A 14,584-nucleotide genomic window follows, 5' to 3' on the forward strand; every position below is an offset into this window, starting at 1 on the left:
TCTGTGAACGGCAACTTTCCGTTAACCATTCCGGACGATGATCGCTCTACGTACCTACTCCAATTATTTGTGTTGAGTCCCGCCGATGAAGAGAAGCGCAACAGCCGCTGCCCTGTCCCTGTTTGCCTGTGCGCTTTTGGCGTCGCCGGCACACGCCCGGGACAATGACGCCGAATTCTTTCGGACGATCGAAGGCCAATGGACCGGACCTGGCGAGATCGTCGCCGGGAAATACAAGGGTACGAAGTTCATTTGCACGCTCGACGGCACGACGCCCGCGGAGAAGCCGGGGATGACGCTCGACGGCAGCTGCCGCGTCGGCATATTCAACCAGCCGATGAAGGCAACGGTCGTTCGGTCGGGCAATAGCTACAAAGGTACGTTCCTTGATGGTTCGGCCGGCAAAGGCCTCGACATCACCGATGGCAATGTTTCCGGTGACAGGGTAGTGCTTTCCATCAGCCGCAAACAGCTCAGCGGCGCCATGCAGGCGAAGTTCACCAGCGACAATACGATGAACGTCACGATCTCGGTTCGCCTTGACGACCAGTTGATCCCGGTTGTCGGCGTTTCCCTGAAGCGCGTCGACGCTGTCGCTGTCGGAAGCATCGCGAAGAACTGAGTTTCGCTGACGCGTCGCCTTGTCTCGGAATACTCTTGCCTCTCTGGCGTCGTCCTCGAGCTTTACCCGAGGATCCACCTTCCTCCTCGTTGATTAACCTCTAGATCCTCGGGTCAGGTTCGAAGACAGCGGAGGCGCGGAGACAATCCCAGAAACTCCTACTTTTCTTCCCGCCACCATTCTGAATCGCTGCGGGCCGCTTCAACGCCACTCTTGTCGCAAAGGTCGCGCCAAAGGGACACGGGCTTGCCGTTGATCACAAGGTTCGGTGCAATGTCCGCTAGCGGAACGAGGACGAAAGCCCGGTCCGTCATGCGGGGGTGCGGCAAAACGAGACTTGGACTTTCGAACTGCTCGAACCCCGCATAGGCGAGCACGTCGATATCGATAATGCGCGGGCCCCATCGCTCGATCCGCTCGCGTTTCATACGTCTCTCGATGTCGAGACAGGTCGCTAGCAGGGCTTCAGGCCGCAGCGAGGTTTCGACCTCCGCGCAGGCATTGTGGAACCATGCCTGGTCAATTTTGCCCCAGGGCGGCGTCCTGTATACCGGCGAAACGGCAACCACCCGCGTATCGTCACTGTTATCGAGGGCGCGCAGGGCATTCCCCATGGCTGCCACAGGGTCGCCGATATTGCCGCCCAGTCCGAGCCAGGCCTTCCGAATGTTTGGGTTCATTGGCGTTGTCGCGTTTCGAGGAGCGCATCGGCGAGCGCCAGGGCGCTGCGGTTCATCGCAACATTGTGCACGCGGAAAATATCCGCGCCTGCAAGGCGCAGGATGGCCGACGATGCTGCCGTCGCGACATCCCGCTCCTCACCTTCGCCGCCCGAGGTCGCACCAAGGAAACGCTTGCGTGACGTTCCGGCGAGAAACGGATATCCAAACGTGGAGAGTTCGGCAAACCGGTCCATGAGAGCGATATTCTCGGCAGTGTCCTTGGCAAAGCCAAAACCTGGATCGAGGACGATCTGGTCGCGGGCTACGCCGGCAAGTTTGGCGATCTCGAGCGAGCGGTTGAGAAAAGCGAACTGATCGACGATGACATCCGGATTCCGCTCCCGCTCGCGCCCGGTATGCATGATGACCAGCCCCGCGCCGGTTTCTACGGCAAGATCGGCAATGGCGGGCTCACGCTGCACGCCCCAGACATCATTGACGATGTGGGCGCCGGCTGCGACCGCAAGGCGCCCTGTCTCCTCCCGGTAAGTATCGACCGAAATTATAGCGTCCGTCTCCTTCACGAGAGCTTCGATGACCGGCAGAACCCGCGACTGCTCGACGTGAGGCTCAACCCGCGTTGCGCCCGGGCGGGTCGACTCGCCGCCGACATCGATGATGGCTGCACCCTCGGCAATCATCTGGAGCGCCCCGGCGAGCGCATGATCCAAGGAGTAATGGAGACCGCCATCGGAGAAAGAGTCCGGCGTAACGTTTAGGACGCCCATGATTAAGGCGCGGGCTCCCAATGTCAGGGTGCGGCCGTGCGCCAGCTTCCATTCCCGTTGCATCAACATGCTCCTTCACAAATCCTGTAGCTGTTTTTTAACAGAACGCGCGCTGCGTCAATTCATCCGCAATGTTTTTGACGATAGGGTACGGATCGGGCAGACTTGGCCGGAACATAGGAAAAGACCATGCGTAATTTTGCCAAAGCTGCAGCGTTCGCCACCGTCATCGCCCTTGCAGCGCAGCCCGCCAATGCAGCGACGGTCTTGCGCTCCTACGAATATTTCAGCCTGAATGGCCGCACCGCGGCCGACCTTGACCGGGAGCTCTATAGGCGGGGCCCTGTCCTGCAAAAAACTGGGCAACGCCATCCCGGCATGACCAAGATGCGTTTTGAAAGCCGCATTAAATACGGCTCCAACGGCAAGAGCTGCCGCGTGGTCGATGCAACAATCGTAGTCCATGCGCACGTCTACTTGCCGCGCTGGACGCAGCGGCGCACCGCCCCGGCCGATCTTGCCATGATCTGGGACACGCTATCGGCCGATATCAAACGGCACGAGGAAAGCCATATCTCGATTGCCCGCACTGCGGCGGGCAATATGGAACGCCAGATCAAGGGCCTCCCATGGCGCAGCGACTGCGCGACATTGAAGAATGATATCAGCACGCTGACGGCAAAACTTATGAAACAGCACGACCTCGCGCAGGTTCAGTTCGACAAGGTCGAGGCACTTAACTTCGAGGATCGCTTCGGGCGGCTCCTGAGCTACAGGCTGATACGCGAATTCGGCAAGACGCCGTAAGGACGCGGCTCCGGCTAGTTCGTCACGCCCAGCTTCTTCTGCAGGCTCGTCGATGAAGTCGTGTACTGGAACACGATACGCTCACCGGGACTGACGATGTGCTTCGCCGCCTGTGTCATCAGCGCTGCCTCGTGGAACCCCGAAAGGATGAGCTTCAGCTTGCCGGGATACCAGTTGATGTCGCCGATGGCGAAGATACCGGGCTCCGACGTCTCGAATGTCTCGACGTTTACCGGGATCAGGTTCTGGTTGAGATTGAGCCCCCAGTCGGCAATCGGCCCAAGCTTCATCGTCAGGCCGAAGAACGGCAGCATCCGCGTGACGGGAACGTCGATCTCGCCTTCACTGCCCTTGATCGTGGCATGGGTAAGCTGGCCATCCTCGCCCTTCAGTCCCGATATCTGACCGAGTTCGAAGCGAACGCTGCCGCTTTCGACCAGATCGAACATCTTCTTGACACTGTCGGGCGCGGCGCGGAATTCGGCACGGCGATGCACCACCGTGAGGCTACGCGCGATCGGCTGTAGATTGAGAGCCCAGTCGAGGGCGGAATCGCCGCCACCGACGATCAGGACATCCTGGTCGCGAAACTCTTCCATGCGGCGCACGGAATAGAAGACGCTCTTGCCCTCGTATTGCTCGATGCCCGGAACTGGCGGGCGCTTCGGCTGGAATGAGCCGCCGCCCGCAGCAATCACGACCACTTTTGCCTCGAAAACCTCGCTTTCATCGGTTTCGACATGGAAACCGCCATCAGCCTTGCGCTCGAGCTTGGTCACCATCCGGTTGAAGTGGAACTGCGGCGCGAAAGGCTTGATCTGCTCCATCAGCTTTTCAGTAAGATCGTGGCCGCTGATGATGGGCCAGGCCGGAATGTCATAGATAGGCTTTTCCGGATAGAGCTCGGCGCACTGGCCGCCCGGACGGTCGAGGATATCGATGAGATGACATTTCAGATCATAAAGGCCAAGTTCGAACACCGCGAACAGACCGACGGGCCCGGCGCCAATGATGACAACATCGGTTTTGATAACTTCGCTCATCGAAAATTCCTCATGGCAGAAGGTTCTGCATGCCGTGCAGACGAAATTGGGGTATTGGCTGGTGCATCGAGGATGCACGGGCTGCAAAGCGCGTAGCGACTGCACTCATCAAGGTCAAGTGAATGCGTCCCTGCCCGCCCCAAAATGGCGCGCATGGCAGCTATTTTAATCCATCGATGAGAAAATATCAGGCCTGTCGCTCAGGAACATGCACCACAAGACCATCGAGATCATCAGAGACGCGGATCTGGCAGGACAGCCTGGAGCTCGGACGAACGTCATAAGCGAAGTCGAGCATGTCTTCTTCCATAGCCTCGGGCTCGCCGGCAACGGACGTCCATTCTTCGTCGACATAGACATGGCAAGTGGCGCAGGCACAGGCACCGCCGCATTCGGCATCGATGCCGGGAACCGCATTGCGAATAGCGTTCTCCATTACGGTCGAGCCGTTTTCAGCATCCGTCTCAATACGCGCGCCGTCAAAAGTGACAAACGTGATTTTTGCCATATGCATGCCCCAAGCAGGAAATTTATCGCTGACATAGGGATTTGGACAGGGAAGTCAATTGTACTCCCTGACGCAGCCCATGGTCGCTTCCGGACCCGGGCAACAGTTTAAAAGGTCTGGCTCAGCGGGTAATGGCGGCGATGTAATCGCGGACATCATCGATGGCGGGCCGCAATTCCTTCACTTTGCTCAGGTCGGCTGGCGCATGTTCGATGGCTTCGGCCATTTCCGCGACGCCGAATGCCCCGATGATACGGGCCGACCCCTTGAGGGACTTTGCGAGCCGCGCCCGCTCATCCGGCGTTGCGTGGGCGAGCCGGTCAACGATGCTGCTCGTCTGGCGGGAAAAAAGACCGAGTATCTCGGTTTCGAGGGCCCGGTCACCGTAGGTTTCGCGGGTCAGATGAACAAGGTCGATCGGTCGTTTGCGCGAGGGGAGCGAGTGTTCGCCTCCCGGCAATGCGAAAGCCATCGATGCCTGTTGTGCCATTGGTACTCTCCAGAACACGTTTACGAATGAACAAGTTTCTTCAAATTGCGCTGATTCAAGGTTAAAACTTGGCAATAGCCCGACGATTTGGCGGATTATGGTGAACGTTCGGTAAATTTTGATGTTCGGCTGAAATTTCGCCCGACCTGGAAAAATTAACCTTGTGTTTAAACTTTTAAGCATTTGCCGAATCCGTTGTTTCTTTCCAATCCATGTGTCAGTACGATAAAGTAGCGGCGTAATGAGTATGGCGCGGGAGACTTCGCATGTGGTCACCGCCCAATATTGTGAGGTAAACATGGCCACAGCCCCGAAAAGCAAAGCAGCCAAGACCGAAGACGAACTCGGCGAAGCTCTTGAAAAGGCGCTCGAAATCGATTTCGACGAGTCTACGCTCGGGATGGATATGGATCTGTCTCCGGTCGATGACGATCTGTTGTCCCTGAGCGACCTCGAAGCCCAGATTTCCCAGGCCGCGCAAGAATTGGCGGCCGAGAAGCATAATTTGACGCCGGAAGCCGAGCCGGTGGTTGTGGAAGAAACCAAGCCTGCCCCCGCTCCTGCTGCTGCTGCAACGATTGCTCCACTTCCCGCGCCAAAGCCGCAGATCAAGGCTGCGAACCCAATACCTGCTGCGCCACCGGCGCTGCCAAAGGCGCCTGCCGTGCCGTCGCAAACCTTCAAGCCTGCAAATGACGACTTGCTGCAAAAGGCGACTGCTGCCCGTCATTTCACGCCAGCCGCGCAGACGCCGCGCTCTCATGTACTGACAACCACGATCATCAGTGCGCTGTGGGCTGTCGGCGTGCTTGCACTCGGCAACGCGTTATACCCATCGCTGCGGTCGATCCGTTCATTTTCGGACTTTGCTGCCGCTCCTTACGCAATTGGCCTCGCCGTCGCGATTGTCGTGCCGATCCTGCTGTTCTGGGCCTTTGCCCTCATGGTGCGCCGCGCCCAGGAAATGCAATACGCCGCCCGTTCGATGGCGGAAGCCGCCATGCGTCTTTCCGAGCCGGAAATGTTGTCATCCGACCGCGTCGCCTCGCTAGGACAGGCTGTACGCCGTGAAGTTGCCGCGATGAGTGAAGGCGTCGAACGTACGCTTGCGCGTGCCGTCGAGCTTGAGACTCTCGTCCAGACCGAGGTCAACCAGCTCGAACGCGTCTACACGGACAATGAGTATCGCATCCGCTCCTTGGTCGACCGCTTGGGCGGCGAGCGCGAATCCGTCATCGGCCATGCCGAGCGGGTGCGCGCCTCGATCTCGAGCGCCCATGAGCAGCTGAAGGAAGAGTTGTCGCTCGCCGGCGACGCGCTGCGCGATAACATCGCCAACGCCTCCACCAATCTCACAATGTCAATCAGCCAGTCCGGTGAGGGCCTTATCGATCGCCTCACTCAAAGCGGCCAAGCGATCACAGAGTCGATCGTTTCGCGCTCGGACGATATCTCACACAAGATCAGCACATCAGGCGAAGCCTTTGCGAATCTTCTGGAAATGCGCATTGCCGCTCTCTCCGAGCAGACCGATGCGGTAAGCCTCAAGCTTGCCGACACCCTCGATGGCCGCACCAACAGCATGTTGTCTTTGCTCGGCGACGCCACCCAGACGCTGGTCGGCGAATTCGACAACCGACTTGCCGGTCTCGACGCGACCATCAATGAACGTGGCCGTTCGCTGCTCGCCGAGTTCGAGACCCGCGCCCAGTCGCTCGATACGAGCACCGAACGCCTCAATTCGGCGCTCGAAGCTCGTGCCCGCCAGATCAACGAACAGCTGATCGAGCGGACACGCGACATCGCCAAAACCTTCACCGACGGGCGCGCCTCGATTGACGGTATCGTCGATGAGACCAAAGCCAAGATTGGCAACGATCTGTCGAGCCTTTCGGAATCGGTCGGTAGCCTCCTTTCCACCAATGCGGCCGCCTTCGCCGACAGGCTCGCGGAAAACCGAGAAGCTCTTGCTGCAACGCTTTCCAGCGAAACGGACCGTGCCACATCGGTCATCCGCGAACAGGCCGGCCAGATTGGCGATCATACATCCAACCTGCGCTCGATCCTCGAAACCAGCACAGCCGCCATCGGCCAGATCATCGATACTCACGCCGGCTCGCTCGAAGAACGCACATCCGGCCTGCGCACCGCGCTCGACGACAACGACGCCCGCATCGGCGCCACACTCGAACAGCACGCGAAGGCCATCGAAGACCGCACATCCGGTATGCATGCTGCGTTTTCCGACACGGATGCCAAAATTCGTGAGACCCTTGAGGAGCACGCACGGACCATCGATCTGCGCGGTTCGACCATCGAAGCAGCGATCCACGCAAATGACTCCCGCATTGGCCAGACACTCGACGCCCATGCCAAGATCATCGAAGATCGCACCTCCGGTATGCGCGCCGCGTTTGTCGACACCCACGCGAAGATCGCCCAGACCCTCGATCAGCATGCCAAGAGCCTCGACGAGCGCAATCACGACATCCAGCTGGCTCTTTCGAGTAGCGATATCAAGCTCGGCGACACGCTCGCAGCGCATACGCAGGCCATTGACGCCCGCAATGCCGAAATCCAGGCCACCTTGCTTAACAGCGGCGCACGAATCGACGAGACGCTCGGGGGCTTCATCGACTCGGTCGACGATCGCACCAACCGCATCGAATCCGCCCTGGTTAACAGCGATACGCGTATTAGCGATGTCCTGAACACCCATGCGAGCGCCATCGAGGACCGCACCGCCGGCATCGAGCAGGCTTTGGCCAACAGCGACGAGCGTATCAACCAGACCCTCGCCTCTCACGCCGCGTCGCTTGACGCACGTGCTGGGGACATTCAGGCAGCGCTCGATAATACCCATTCGCGCATCGGCGACACGCTCGCCAACCACGCCAGCGATATCGAAGAGCGTACGGTTCGTATCCGTTCGGTCCTTGATGGCAGCAACAATGCGATCGGCAATACGCTCTCCTCGCATATCACCGCGCTCGAAGAGCGTGCATCGGATATCCGCTCGTTGCTCGACAACAGCAACAATGCGATTGGCGATACTCTCTCTTCGCATGTCGGCGCCCTCGAAGCGCGCACTGCCGATATCCGCTCGGTGCTCGACAATAGTAACAACGCCATCGGCGATACGCTGTCCTCTCACATCAGCGCTCTTGAAGCACGTAGCACCGATATCCGCTTGCTGCTCGACGGTAACAACAGCCAGATTGGCGATACCCTTGCCTCGCATATCGGCGCGCTTGAAGAACGCGCAGCGGCAATCCGTGCGGCCCTATCCGATAGCGACTCGCGCATCGGCGATACCTTGAATTCCAATGCAGGCATGCTCGATGAACGCATTGCCAGTATCCGCGCGGCCATGGAACAGGGCAACTCGCTGCTTGGCCAGACCCTGGACGACAAGGCCAGCACGATCAGTGACCGGACGGTCGCGCTGCAGGCAGTATTGCAAGACAGCGCCGAAGTGCTTGCCAAGGCCTTCGAAGTCCATGGCGGAACGATCGACGAACGTACCAACACGATGCAGAACGCGCTTTCGATGGGCGTCGAAAATGTCCGCAAGTCCCTGGAACAGAGCGCTTCGGTCGTGGCACGTACCCTGCGCGACAAGATCACGGATGCTGCCGCTTCGCTTACCGGCGAGGCGCAGAGGGCTGGCGAGGCCCTTGACGGTCATGGCGAGGCTTTCAGCCACCGCATGAATGAGAGCCTTGCTGAAACCGAACGCCGCCTCAGCGAGCGGGCTCGCGAAGCTGCAGCCAATCTCGAAGCCCTCGAAGCCCGTTTCTCGGCAGCAACGGATTCGACTGCATCGAAGCTGGCCGAAAGCACCCGCGAGCTCAACGAGGTCTTGGCTGCCCGTTCACAGGAGATCCTCGGTATCCTCGACAACACCGCGCAGCCGCTGGTCGACAGCCTTGCCGACAATGGCCGTACCCTTGCCTCGCAGCTCGTCGAAGCAACGACCGCGGCAACGGAACGCCTGCGCGTCGAAAACGCGGCCCTTATCAACGCGATCGCCAGCCGCACGGCCGAAACGATCACGGCGGTACAGGCAGCGAAGGCCGGCCTCACGGACGACGTCAGCAACCTCATCGACCGCCTCTCCGCCTCGAATGCCAAGCTCGGCGAGCTCATCGACATGGCCACGAAGAACCTCGGCGATATCGATGGACGCCTGCTCGACACGACAACGGCATTTGCCGAGAACGCGACGAAGGCCGCAGAGTCATTCCAGACTTCGACACGCCTCATCGACGGCAATCTCGGCAAGCTCTCGGAGCTGTCCGACTCGACGCTCAACGATATCGCGTCGATCGCCAAGCGGTTCGACGAGCACGGCAAGATGCTCAACTCGGCTTCCGAACTGATCAATGCGTCGCAGTCGAACCTCGCATCGACCTTCGACGAGCGCCAGGACGCGCTCCAAAAGCTTGCGGCAGGACTTATTGCGAAGTCCGAAAGCATCGAGAAAACCATGCGTTCGTTCGAAACGCTGGTTTCCTCGGCCTTTGATCGCGCGGAGGGCCGTGCTTCGCAGACAACGGAGCAGATCCGCAATTCGATCTCCGAAGTCGTTGAACAGGCCTCGCAGAAATTCGCAACGGCAACGGACGAAATCCGCCGCTCCTCGGCCGCAATCCGCGCGGAGCTGGAAGAGACCCGATCCGAACTGCAGCGCGGCGTCATCGATATGCCGGAGGAAGCCAAGCAGTCGACCGCCCAGATGCGCAAGGCCGTTTCCGAGCAGATCAACGCACTCAAGGAACTCTCTGAAATCGTTCAGAAGTCGGGCCGCCTGACTGACGTTGGCGAAAGCCGCGCGGCCCGCGTCGCCGCCCCGGCACGGGCGTCGGCAAGCGTCGCAACGCAACCGCAGCGCACACCGGCTGCGCCGGCCGCCCAGCCTACGCAAGCTCCTGCGTCCACTCCGCTGCGCGGCAGCCTTGATGCTCGTGGCAATGCGCCTCGCCCCGCCGGCAACGGCTGGGTATCGGATCTCCTCCGCCGTGCCTCCAGCGATGAAGCGCAATCCGAGCCCAAGGAAAAAGCGCCGGAAAGCGGTGCCCGTTCGCCCGGCCAAGTGGTTGAATCGTTGAATTCGCTGTCGATCGACATCACGCGGGCCATCGACCACGAAGCCTCGGTCGAGCTGTGGCAGCGTTACCGCGCTGGCGAACGCAACGTGTTTACCCGCCGTCTCTATACGCTCAAGGGTCAGCAGACCTTCGACGAGATCAAGCGCAAGTATCAGGCCGACAGCGAATTCCGCCGTGCCGTCGATCGTTACATGGATGATTTCGAGCGACTGCTCGAAGATGTGAGCCGCAACGACCGCGACAATGTCACGACGCAGAATTACCTGACATCGGATACCGGCAAGGTCTATACGATGCTGGCCCATGCGAGTAACCGCCTGCGCTAAGGCGATGACCCGATGAAAACAAAAACGCGGCCCTCGAGCCGCGTTTTTTATTGGGGCGTTTGCTGGGTACCATGCAGTCGGTTCATCAGCGCGTCAATCTTTTCGCGCAAAGCCTCGGCTTCATTCGAGAGCTTGCGATTTGCTTGCGAAAAGCGTGTCACCCTCTCCTTTTCGCCGTCGAGACTCTTTTGCAGGTCGGCGATCTTCCGTTCAAAACTGCCGATCGATTCGCCACTTTCCGCCTGCACTTCATTTTTGCCGACAGCACTGCCCGCGAAGGAGGAACAGGTCATAACTGCCGATCCCGCGGTCGCCAAGAACAACATCTGCGGTCTGGAGAGGCGCCTGACAAATTGAAGAAGAGATTGCTTGCGATGCATCGGCAATCCAACTTCAAAATGAGTTGTCCAAAAATAACGATCGTATGAAAATGTATTAAATGACCGTCAGCGTCCAAGAGACGATGTCGGATGTTGCATCATCGAAGGCGCGGTCGAGTGCGGCGATATAGGCGTCATTGCCCGGTCCGCTTACTGGCGACGTCGACCGGAAAACCCGTGATGCCCTCACGGTCCCGTTCTTGTCATTCAGGATTCTTATGGCGATTTCCACAACCGCAGTCGTGCCCCTCTCAACATCAATGTCGAAGGTCCGGACCTCGCTCAGCACCTGATAGTCGATTGCAAGGCCGTCGCCCGGACGGCCGACACCGCCGAACCGATGCGTGCTTTCGAAGGCCTGGACGAAGCGCGACTGCACGATGCTTGGCAGGCGGTCAGCCCATTGCGCACCCTTGAGATAAGAGATCGAGTGCGGCCCCGATCGCACAACAACATTCTCACCATCGAGTGCCTTGAGCGCCGACGGTGGCGCGATGAGGATTTGCCGGCCCTGCTTTTTTGAGGCGGATACGGTGGGCGACGGGCTGGACAGATCGAACGTGTCAAGCTTCTTGCTGCTTGCGCAGGCGGAAACGGACAGGGCAATCAGCAAAGCGGGAACCGTCGTCCTGAAACTCACCAATGCCCCCCAACGAAGCGAAACGAAGCGTAAATATCTATTAACCTTCATGCTTTGCGAATCGAGCAAAGTCAACGGCGTGTCCGTCCATCATACTCAGGAACGCTGCCGCCGCTGCCGCCGAAAATGACGCGCTGCGGATTTTTCCCAAGATCGGTAATCGCCCGCTCGATGCGCTGAACCGACTGGCGACTCTCATTGACGAGCGCCTGGACGTCGCGCAGACCCTGGCCCGAGAACCGGTTGATATTGTCGGTGATCGGTCCGAGACGGGCATTGAGATTATCCGCGACGGCCCGATAAGACTTCATGGTTTCGCGCGCTTCGCGGACCACACTGCCGTCCTGATCGGACAATTGCGTATCGAGTTTGGCAAGAACACCGTCGACCCGCGTCGACGCATTGTTGAGCTTCGCCATCATCTCGCGAGCTTCCTTGACAACCGCCTGAACGTCCTCCGCGCTCTGGCTAAACTTGTCGATGACCTCGGAATTGTTTGCGAGCGCGTCGGTGAATTTCTTGGTGTTGTTAACGGTGTCGACCAGCGGTCCCTTGACCTCGGTTATGAAGCTCTCGATCGAACTGACCGCACCATCCACCCGCTCGAGGATGGTCTGCGCCTTCTGCAACAGGTTGTTGACCACCGAAGGGTCTGCATCCATGCGCGCAATCTGTTCGTCCTTGGCCGCCTCTTCGAGGAGATTCGGCTCGTTGAGCTTGCCGCCCTTCAACTCAATAAATGCCTGGCCGGTGAGGCCCGCAAACCCAAGTGTCGCCTGGGTGGACCGGGTGATGGGCGTTGTCGCATTGACCTCGGTCAGGGCAATTACGGCGTCGGGATTGTTGTCGTCGATCGAGAGCTTCTTGACGCTGCCGACTTTGATGCCGTTGAACAGCACCTGGCTGCCTTCCGACAGACCTGTGACGGAGCCCAGAATGCGGATCTCAAGCGTCGCTGTTTCGCTGCGGTCACCATAGCGGGCGATCCAGTAGACGAATGCGAACGCAAGGGCACAGATCACGAGCGTGAAAACACCGACCAGAACATAGTTGGCTTTCGTTTCCATGCGTTAGTTTACCTGACCCTCTTGCCCTTGCGCGGAACGTGGTGCAGCTTGGCCACCACCTGACCGACGCCTCGTTTTGCCGTCATTGACGATCTGGCGCGCGCGCTTGCCACGGAAATATTCCTGGACCCACGGATCGTCAAACGCCAGCATGTCTTCGATGGTTCCTTCGACGAGAACCTTCTTCTTTCCCAATACAGCGATTCGGTCACACACTGCGAACAGGCTGTCGAGATCGTGCGTCACCATGTAGACGGTCAAGCCCATAGTGTCGCGCAGATTGGCGATAAGCTCGTCGAAATCAGCGGCGCCGATTGGATCGAGGCCCGAAGTCGGTTCATCCAGAAAGACAATCTCGGGATCAAGCGACAGGGCGCGGGCGAGCGCGGCGCGCTTGATCATGCCGCCGGACAGTTCCGAGGGAAACTTTTCGGCCGTGTCCGGCTTGAGCCCGACGAGATCGATCTTCAGTCGCGCCAGTTCGTCCATCAGCCGCTCCGGAATATCGAGATATTCGCGCATGGGCACCTGGATGTTTTCAAGCACGGTCAGCGAGGAAAACAATGCGCCATGCTGAAACAGCACCCCCATGCGCATGTCAACGCTCAGCTTTTCCTGTTCGGTCGCATGGTCGATATCATGACCGAAAATACTGATAGCGCCGGACTGCTTCTGATTGAGGCCGAGGATAGTACGCATCAGAACGGACTTTCCGGTGCCGGATGCCCCGACGAAGCCGAGAATCTCGCCGCGATAAACATCGAGGGAAAGATGGTCGAGTACGGTTGACCTGCCAAAGGAAACGCTCACGTCCTTCACGGAGAGGATAACGTCCCGTTCTTCTGGATCGTCGCTTTCCTGCTGTGCTGTCGGAGTCATCGGGCCTTCAAGTCTCCGGCTCAGAAATTGATCGATGCGTAGAAGATTGCAAAGATGCCATCGACCACGATCACGACGAAAATGGATTTAACAACGGATGCGGTAACGCGCTGGCCAAGCGATTCGGCGCTGCCGCCCACCTTCATGCCTTCGACCGATGCCATAATTCCGATGATCATCGCCATGAACGGCGCCTTGATCAGGCCTGCGAGATAACTCGAAAGGTCAATGGCATCGCGCAGCCGCTGGATGAACGCATCCGGCGTAATACCGGAATAGGCCCAGGTAATGGCGATAGCGCCGCCAAGCGCTGAAAAATCTGCAATGATGGTCAGGAGTGGCAGCGATATGACGAGGGCGACCAGTCGCGGAAACACGAGGACGCCGACTGGATTAAGGCCGATGACGGTAAGCGCATCGGTCTCCTCACGCATCTTCATCGAGCCGATTTCGGCGGTGATCGCGCTCCCCGAACGGCCCGCAATCATGATTGCAGTCAAAAGAACGCCAATCTCGCGCAGCACGAGAATGCCGACGAGGTCGACAACGAAAATCTCGGCGCCGAAATAGCGCAGCTGGAACGCGCCCTGCTGTGCGATGATCGCCCCAATGATCGTCGACATAAGGACCACCACCGGCACGGCCCCGATGCCCATGCTGTCGATCTGATGCACGATGGCCGCCGGGCGGATGCTGCCGCGGCGACTGCCCTTCATCTGTGCGCCCCGAACGGTGGCGCCAAGAATGTGCATGGATTTGACGAAGTCATCACCAAAGGCGTAGACGGTTCGGCCGATCGTGGCAAGAAACCGGACCGGCAGGGAAATACGCTCTGGTGGCGGCGAATCATCGGGCGTCGTGGCTGCCTCACCGACCGCATCAAAGAGCGCGCCCCAGCTTTCCGCCTGGCCTTCGATCTTGACCTCCTTGCCCGCTTCCTGCAGCGTGGTGCGCAAGCGCTCGATTAGCCATGTTCCGGCTGTATCGAGCAGTTCAATGCCGGAAAGGTCGACTACAAGGCTTGAAATACTGGTGTCGCGCTCGATTTCGCGCATGCGGTCGTCAACCCGTCGCACATTGCGGGTTGTCCATGCTCCCGAAAGCGCAACAGTCGCGCGATCGCCTTCCTTGCGGAATTCGACGTGGGGCGGCGCGGCGGTAGAAGCACTTGAATTGTTTGCTCTATCGGTCAACATCACACACACATATCGAGTCTCTCGACCGATGTCACTTGAACAATAGTTTTGGATAAGGCCGAAAG

At 59.0% G+C, this 14,584-nt stretch carries 13 protein-coding genes; 3 read left to right on the forward strand and 10 right to left on the reverse strand.

The annotated features are described in order from the left end of the window. The first annotated feature begins 85 nt into the window (after positions 1-85). A complete protein-coding gene (locus tag AAAB35_RS19670) occupies positions 86-622 on the forward strand; it encodes a hypothetical protein (protein WP_340669964.1) in 537 nt (178 codons plus the stop codon). A gap of 158 nt (positions 623-780) precedes the next feature. Here the strand turns inward: AAAB35_RS19670 and folK are convergent, their stop codons facing one another. Continuing rightward, a complete protein-coding gene (folK, locus tag AAAB35_RS19675) occupies positions 781-1,302 on the reverse strand; it encodes a 2-amino-4-hydroxy-6-hydroxymethyldihydropteridine diphosphokinase (protein ID WP_340669965.1) in 522 nt (173 codons plus the stop codon). Beyond that, complete coding sequence (gene folP / locus AAAB35_RS19680; protein WP_340669966.1) at positions 1,299-2,135, reverse strand: dihydropteroate synthase; 837 nt, start codon at positions 2,133-2,135, stop codon at positions 1,299-1,301. Before folP ends, folK begins: the two co-directional genes overlap by 4 nt. Positions 2,136-2,261: 126 nt before the next feature. Between folP and AAAB35_RS19685 the strand changes: the two genes are divergently transcribed. Next, positions 2,262-2,879 (forward strand): DUF922 domain-containing protein, encoded by a 618-nt coding sequence (locus AAAB35_RS19685; protein WP_340669967.1) that lies wholly within the window; start codon positions 2,262-2,264, stop codon positions 2,877-2,879. A gap of 14 nt (positions 2,880-2,893) precedes the next feature. Here the strand turns inward: AAAB35_RS19685 and AAAB35_RS19690 are convergent, their stop codons facing one another. From AAAB35_RS19690 to AAAB35_RS19700, 3 genes are all read right to left on the reverse strand, one after another. Beyond that, the gene (locus AAAB35_RS19690) at positions 2,894-3,922 is read right to left on the reverse strand and encodes an NAD(P)/FAD-dependent oxidoreductase (protein ID WP_340669968.1); all 1,029 of its coding nucleotides are present in this window, start codon (positions 3,920-3,922) and stop codon (positions 2,894-2,896) included. Between the two features lie 187 nt (positions 3,923-4,109). Beyond that, positions 4,110-4,430 carry a 2Fe-2S iron-sulfur cluster-binding protein gene (locus tag AAAB35_RS19695; protein ID WP_340669969.1) on the reverse strand — a complete coding sequence of 107 codons (321 nt, stop codon included), beginning with the start codon at positions 4,428-4,430 and terminating at the stop codon, positions 4,110-4,112. A 121-nt stretch (positions 4,431-4,551) separates the two neighbouring features. Then, on the reverse strand, positions 4,552-4,920 hold the full coding sequence (locus AAAB35_RS19700; protein ID WP_340669970.1) for an Hpt domain-containing protein: 369 nt from the start codon (positions 4,918-4,920) through the stop codon (positions 4,552-4,554). 298 nt (positions 4,921-5,218) lie between these two features. Here AAAB35_RS19700 and AAAB35_RS19705 point away from each other — a divergent pair, with 298 nt between their 5' ends. Continuing rightward, the gene (locus AAAB35_RS19705; protein WP_340669971.1) at positions 5,219-10,357 is read left to right on the forward strand and encodes a kinesin; all 5,139 of its coding nucleotides are present in this window, start codon (positions 5,219-5,221) and stop codon (positions 10,355-10,357) included. A gap of 47 nt (positions 10,358-10,404) precedes the next feature. Here AAAB35_RS19705 and AAAB35_RS19710 read toward each other — a convergent pair whose 3' ends face one another. The 5 genes from AAAB35_RS19710 to AAAB35_RS19730 are packed head-to-tail and all read right to left on the reverse strand — an operon-like array spanning position 10,405 to position 14,519. Beyond that, positions 10,405-10,737 carry a hypothetical protein gene (locus AAAB35_RS19710; protein ID WP_340669972.1) on the reverse strand — a complete coding sequence of 111 codons (333 nt, stop codon included), beginning with the start codon at positions 10,735-10,737 and terminating at the stop codon, positions 10,405-10,407. Between the two features lie 55 nt (positions 10,738-10,792). Continuing rightward, positions 10,793-11,428: an ABC-type transport auxiliary lipoprotein family protein gene (locus AAAB35_RS19715; RefSeq protein ID WP_340669973.1), complete on the reverse strand. Its 636-nt coding sequence runs from the start codon at positions 11,426-11,428 to the stop codon at positions 10,793-10,795. Between the two features lie 20 nt (positions 11,429-11,448). Beyond that, a complete protein-coding gene (locus AAAB35_RS19720) occupies positions 11,449-12,444 on the reverse strand; it encodes an MlaD family protein (protein WP_340669974.1) in 996 nt (331 codons plus the stop codon). A gap of 3 nt (positions 12,445-12,447) precedes the next feature. Then, on the reverse strand, positions 12,448-13,323 hold the full coding sequence (locus AAAB35_RS19725) for an ABC transporter ATP-binding protein (RefSeq protein WP_340669975.1): 876 nt from the start codon (positions 13,321-13,323) through the stop codon (positions 12,448-12,450). A 20-nt stretch (positions 13,324-13,343) separates the two neighbouring features. Then, entirely contained in the window at positions 13,344-14,519 is a 1,176-nt protein-coding gene (locus tag AAAB35_RS19730) for an ABC transporter permease (protein WP_340669976.1), read from the reverse strand. Positions 14,520-14,584: the final 65 nt, after the last annotated feature.

The organism is Phyllobacterium sp. (assembly GCF_037994425.1).
In the GTDB taxonomy this organism is placed as follows: Bacteria; Pseudomonadota; Alphaproteobacteria; order Rhizobiales; family Rhizobiaceae; genus Phyllobacterium.

What these genes read in the sequence shown, in the direction of transcription:
- AAAB35_RS19685 (WP_340669967.1), top strand. Translation starts at nt 2,262, where the DNA reads ATGCGTAATTTTGCCAAAGCTGCAGCGTTCGCCACCGTCATCGCCCTT.
- AAAB35_RS19730 (WP_340669976.1), bottom strand. Translation starts at nt 14,519, where the DNA reads ATGTTGACCGATAGAGCAAACAATTCAAGTGCTTCTACCGCCGCGCCG.
- AAAB35_RS19670 (WP_340669964.1), top strand. Translation starts at nt 86, where the DNA reads ATGAAGAGAAGCGCAACAGCCGCTGCCCTGTCCCTGTTTGCCTGTGCG.
- AAAB35_RS19710 (WP_340669972.1), bottom strand. Translation starts at nt 10,737, where the DNA reads ATGCATCGCAAGCAATCTCTTCTTCAATTTGTCAGGCGCCTCTCCAGA.
- AAAB35_RS19700 (WP_340669970.1), bottom strand. Translation starts at nt 4,920, where the DNA reads ATGGCACAACAGGCATCGATGGCTTTCGCATTGCCGGGAGGCGAACAC.
- AAAB35_RS19705 (WP_340669971.1), top strand. Translation starts at nt 5,219, where the DNA reads ATGGCCACAGCCCCGAAAAGCAAAGCAGCCAAGACCGAAGACGAACTC.
- folP (WP_340669966.1), bottom strand. Translation starts at nt 2,135, where the DNA reads ATGCAACGGGAATGGAAGCTGGCGCACGGCCGCACCCTGACATTGGGA.
- AAAB35_RS19690 (WP_340669968.1), bottom strand. Translation starts at nt 3,922, where the DNA reads ATGAGCGAAGTTATCAAAACCGATGTTGTCATCATTGGCGCCGGGCCC.
- AAAB35_RS19725 (WP_340669975.1), bottom strand. Translation starts at nt 13,323, where the DNA reads ATGACTCCGACAGCACAGCAGGAAAGCGACGATCCAGAAGAACGGGAC.
- AAAB35_RS19720 (WP_340669974.1), bottom strand. Translation starts at nt 12,444, where the DNA reads ATGGAAACGAAAGCCAACTATGTTCTGGTCGGTGTTTTCACGCTCGTG.
- AAAB35_RS19715 (WP_340669973.1), bottom strand. Translation starts at nt 11,428, where the DNA reads ATGAAGGTTAATAGATATTTACGCTTCGTTTCGCTTCGTTGGGGGGCA.
- AAAB35_RS19695 (WP_340669969.1), bottom strand. Translation starts at nt 4,430, where the DNA reads ATGGCAAAAATCACGTTTGTCACTTTTGACGGCGCGCGTATTGAGACG.
- folK (WP_340669965.1), bottom strand. Translation starts at nt 1,302, where the DNA reads ATGAACCCAAACATTCGGAAGGCCTGGCTCGGACTGGGCGGCAATATC.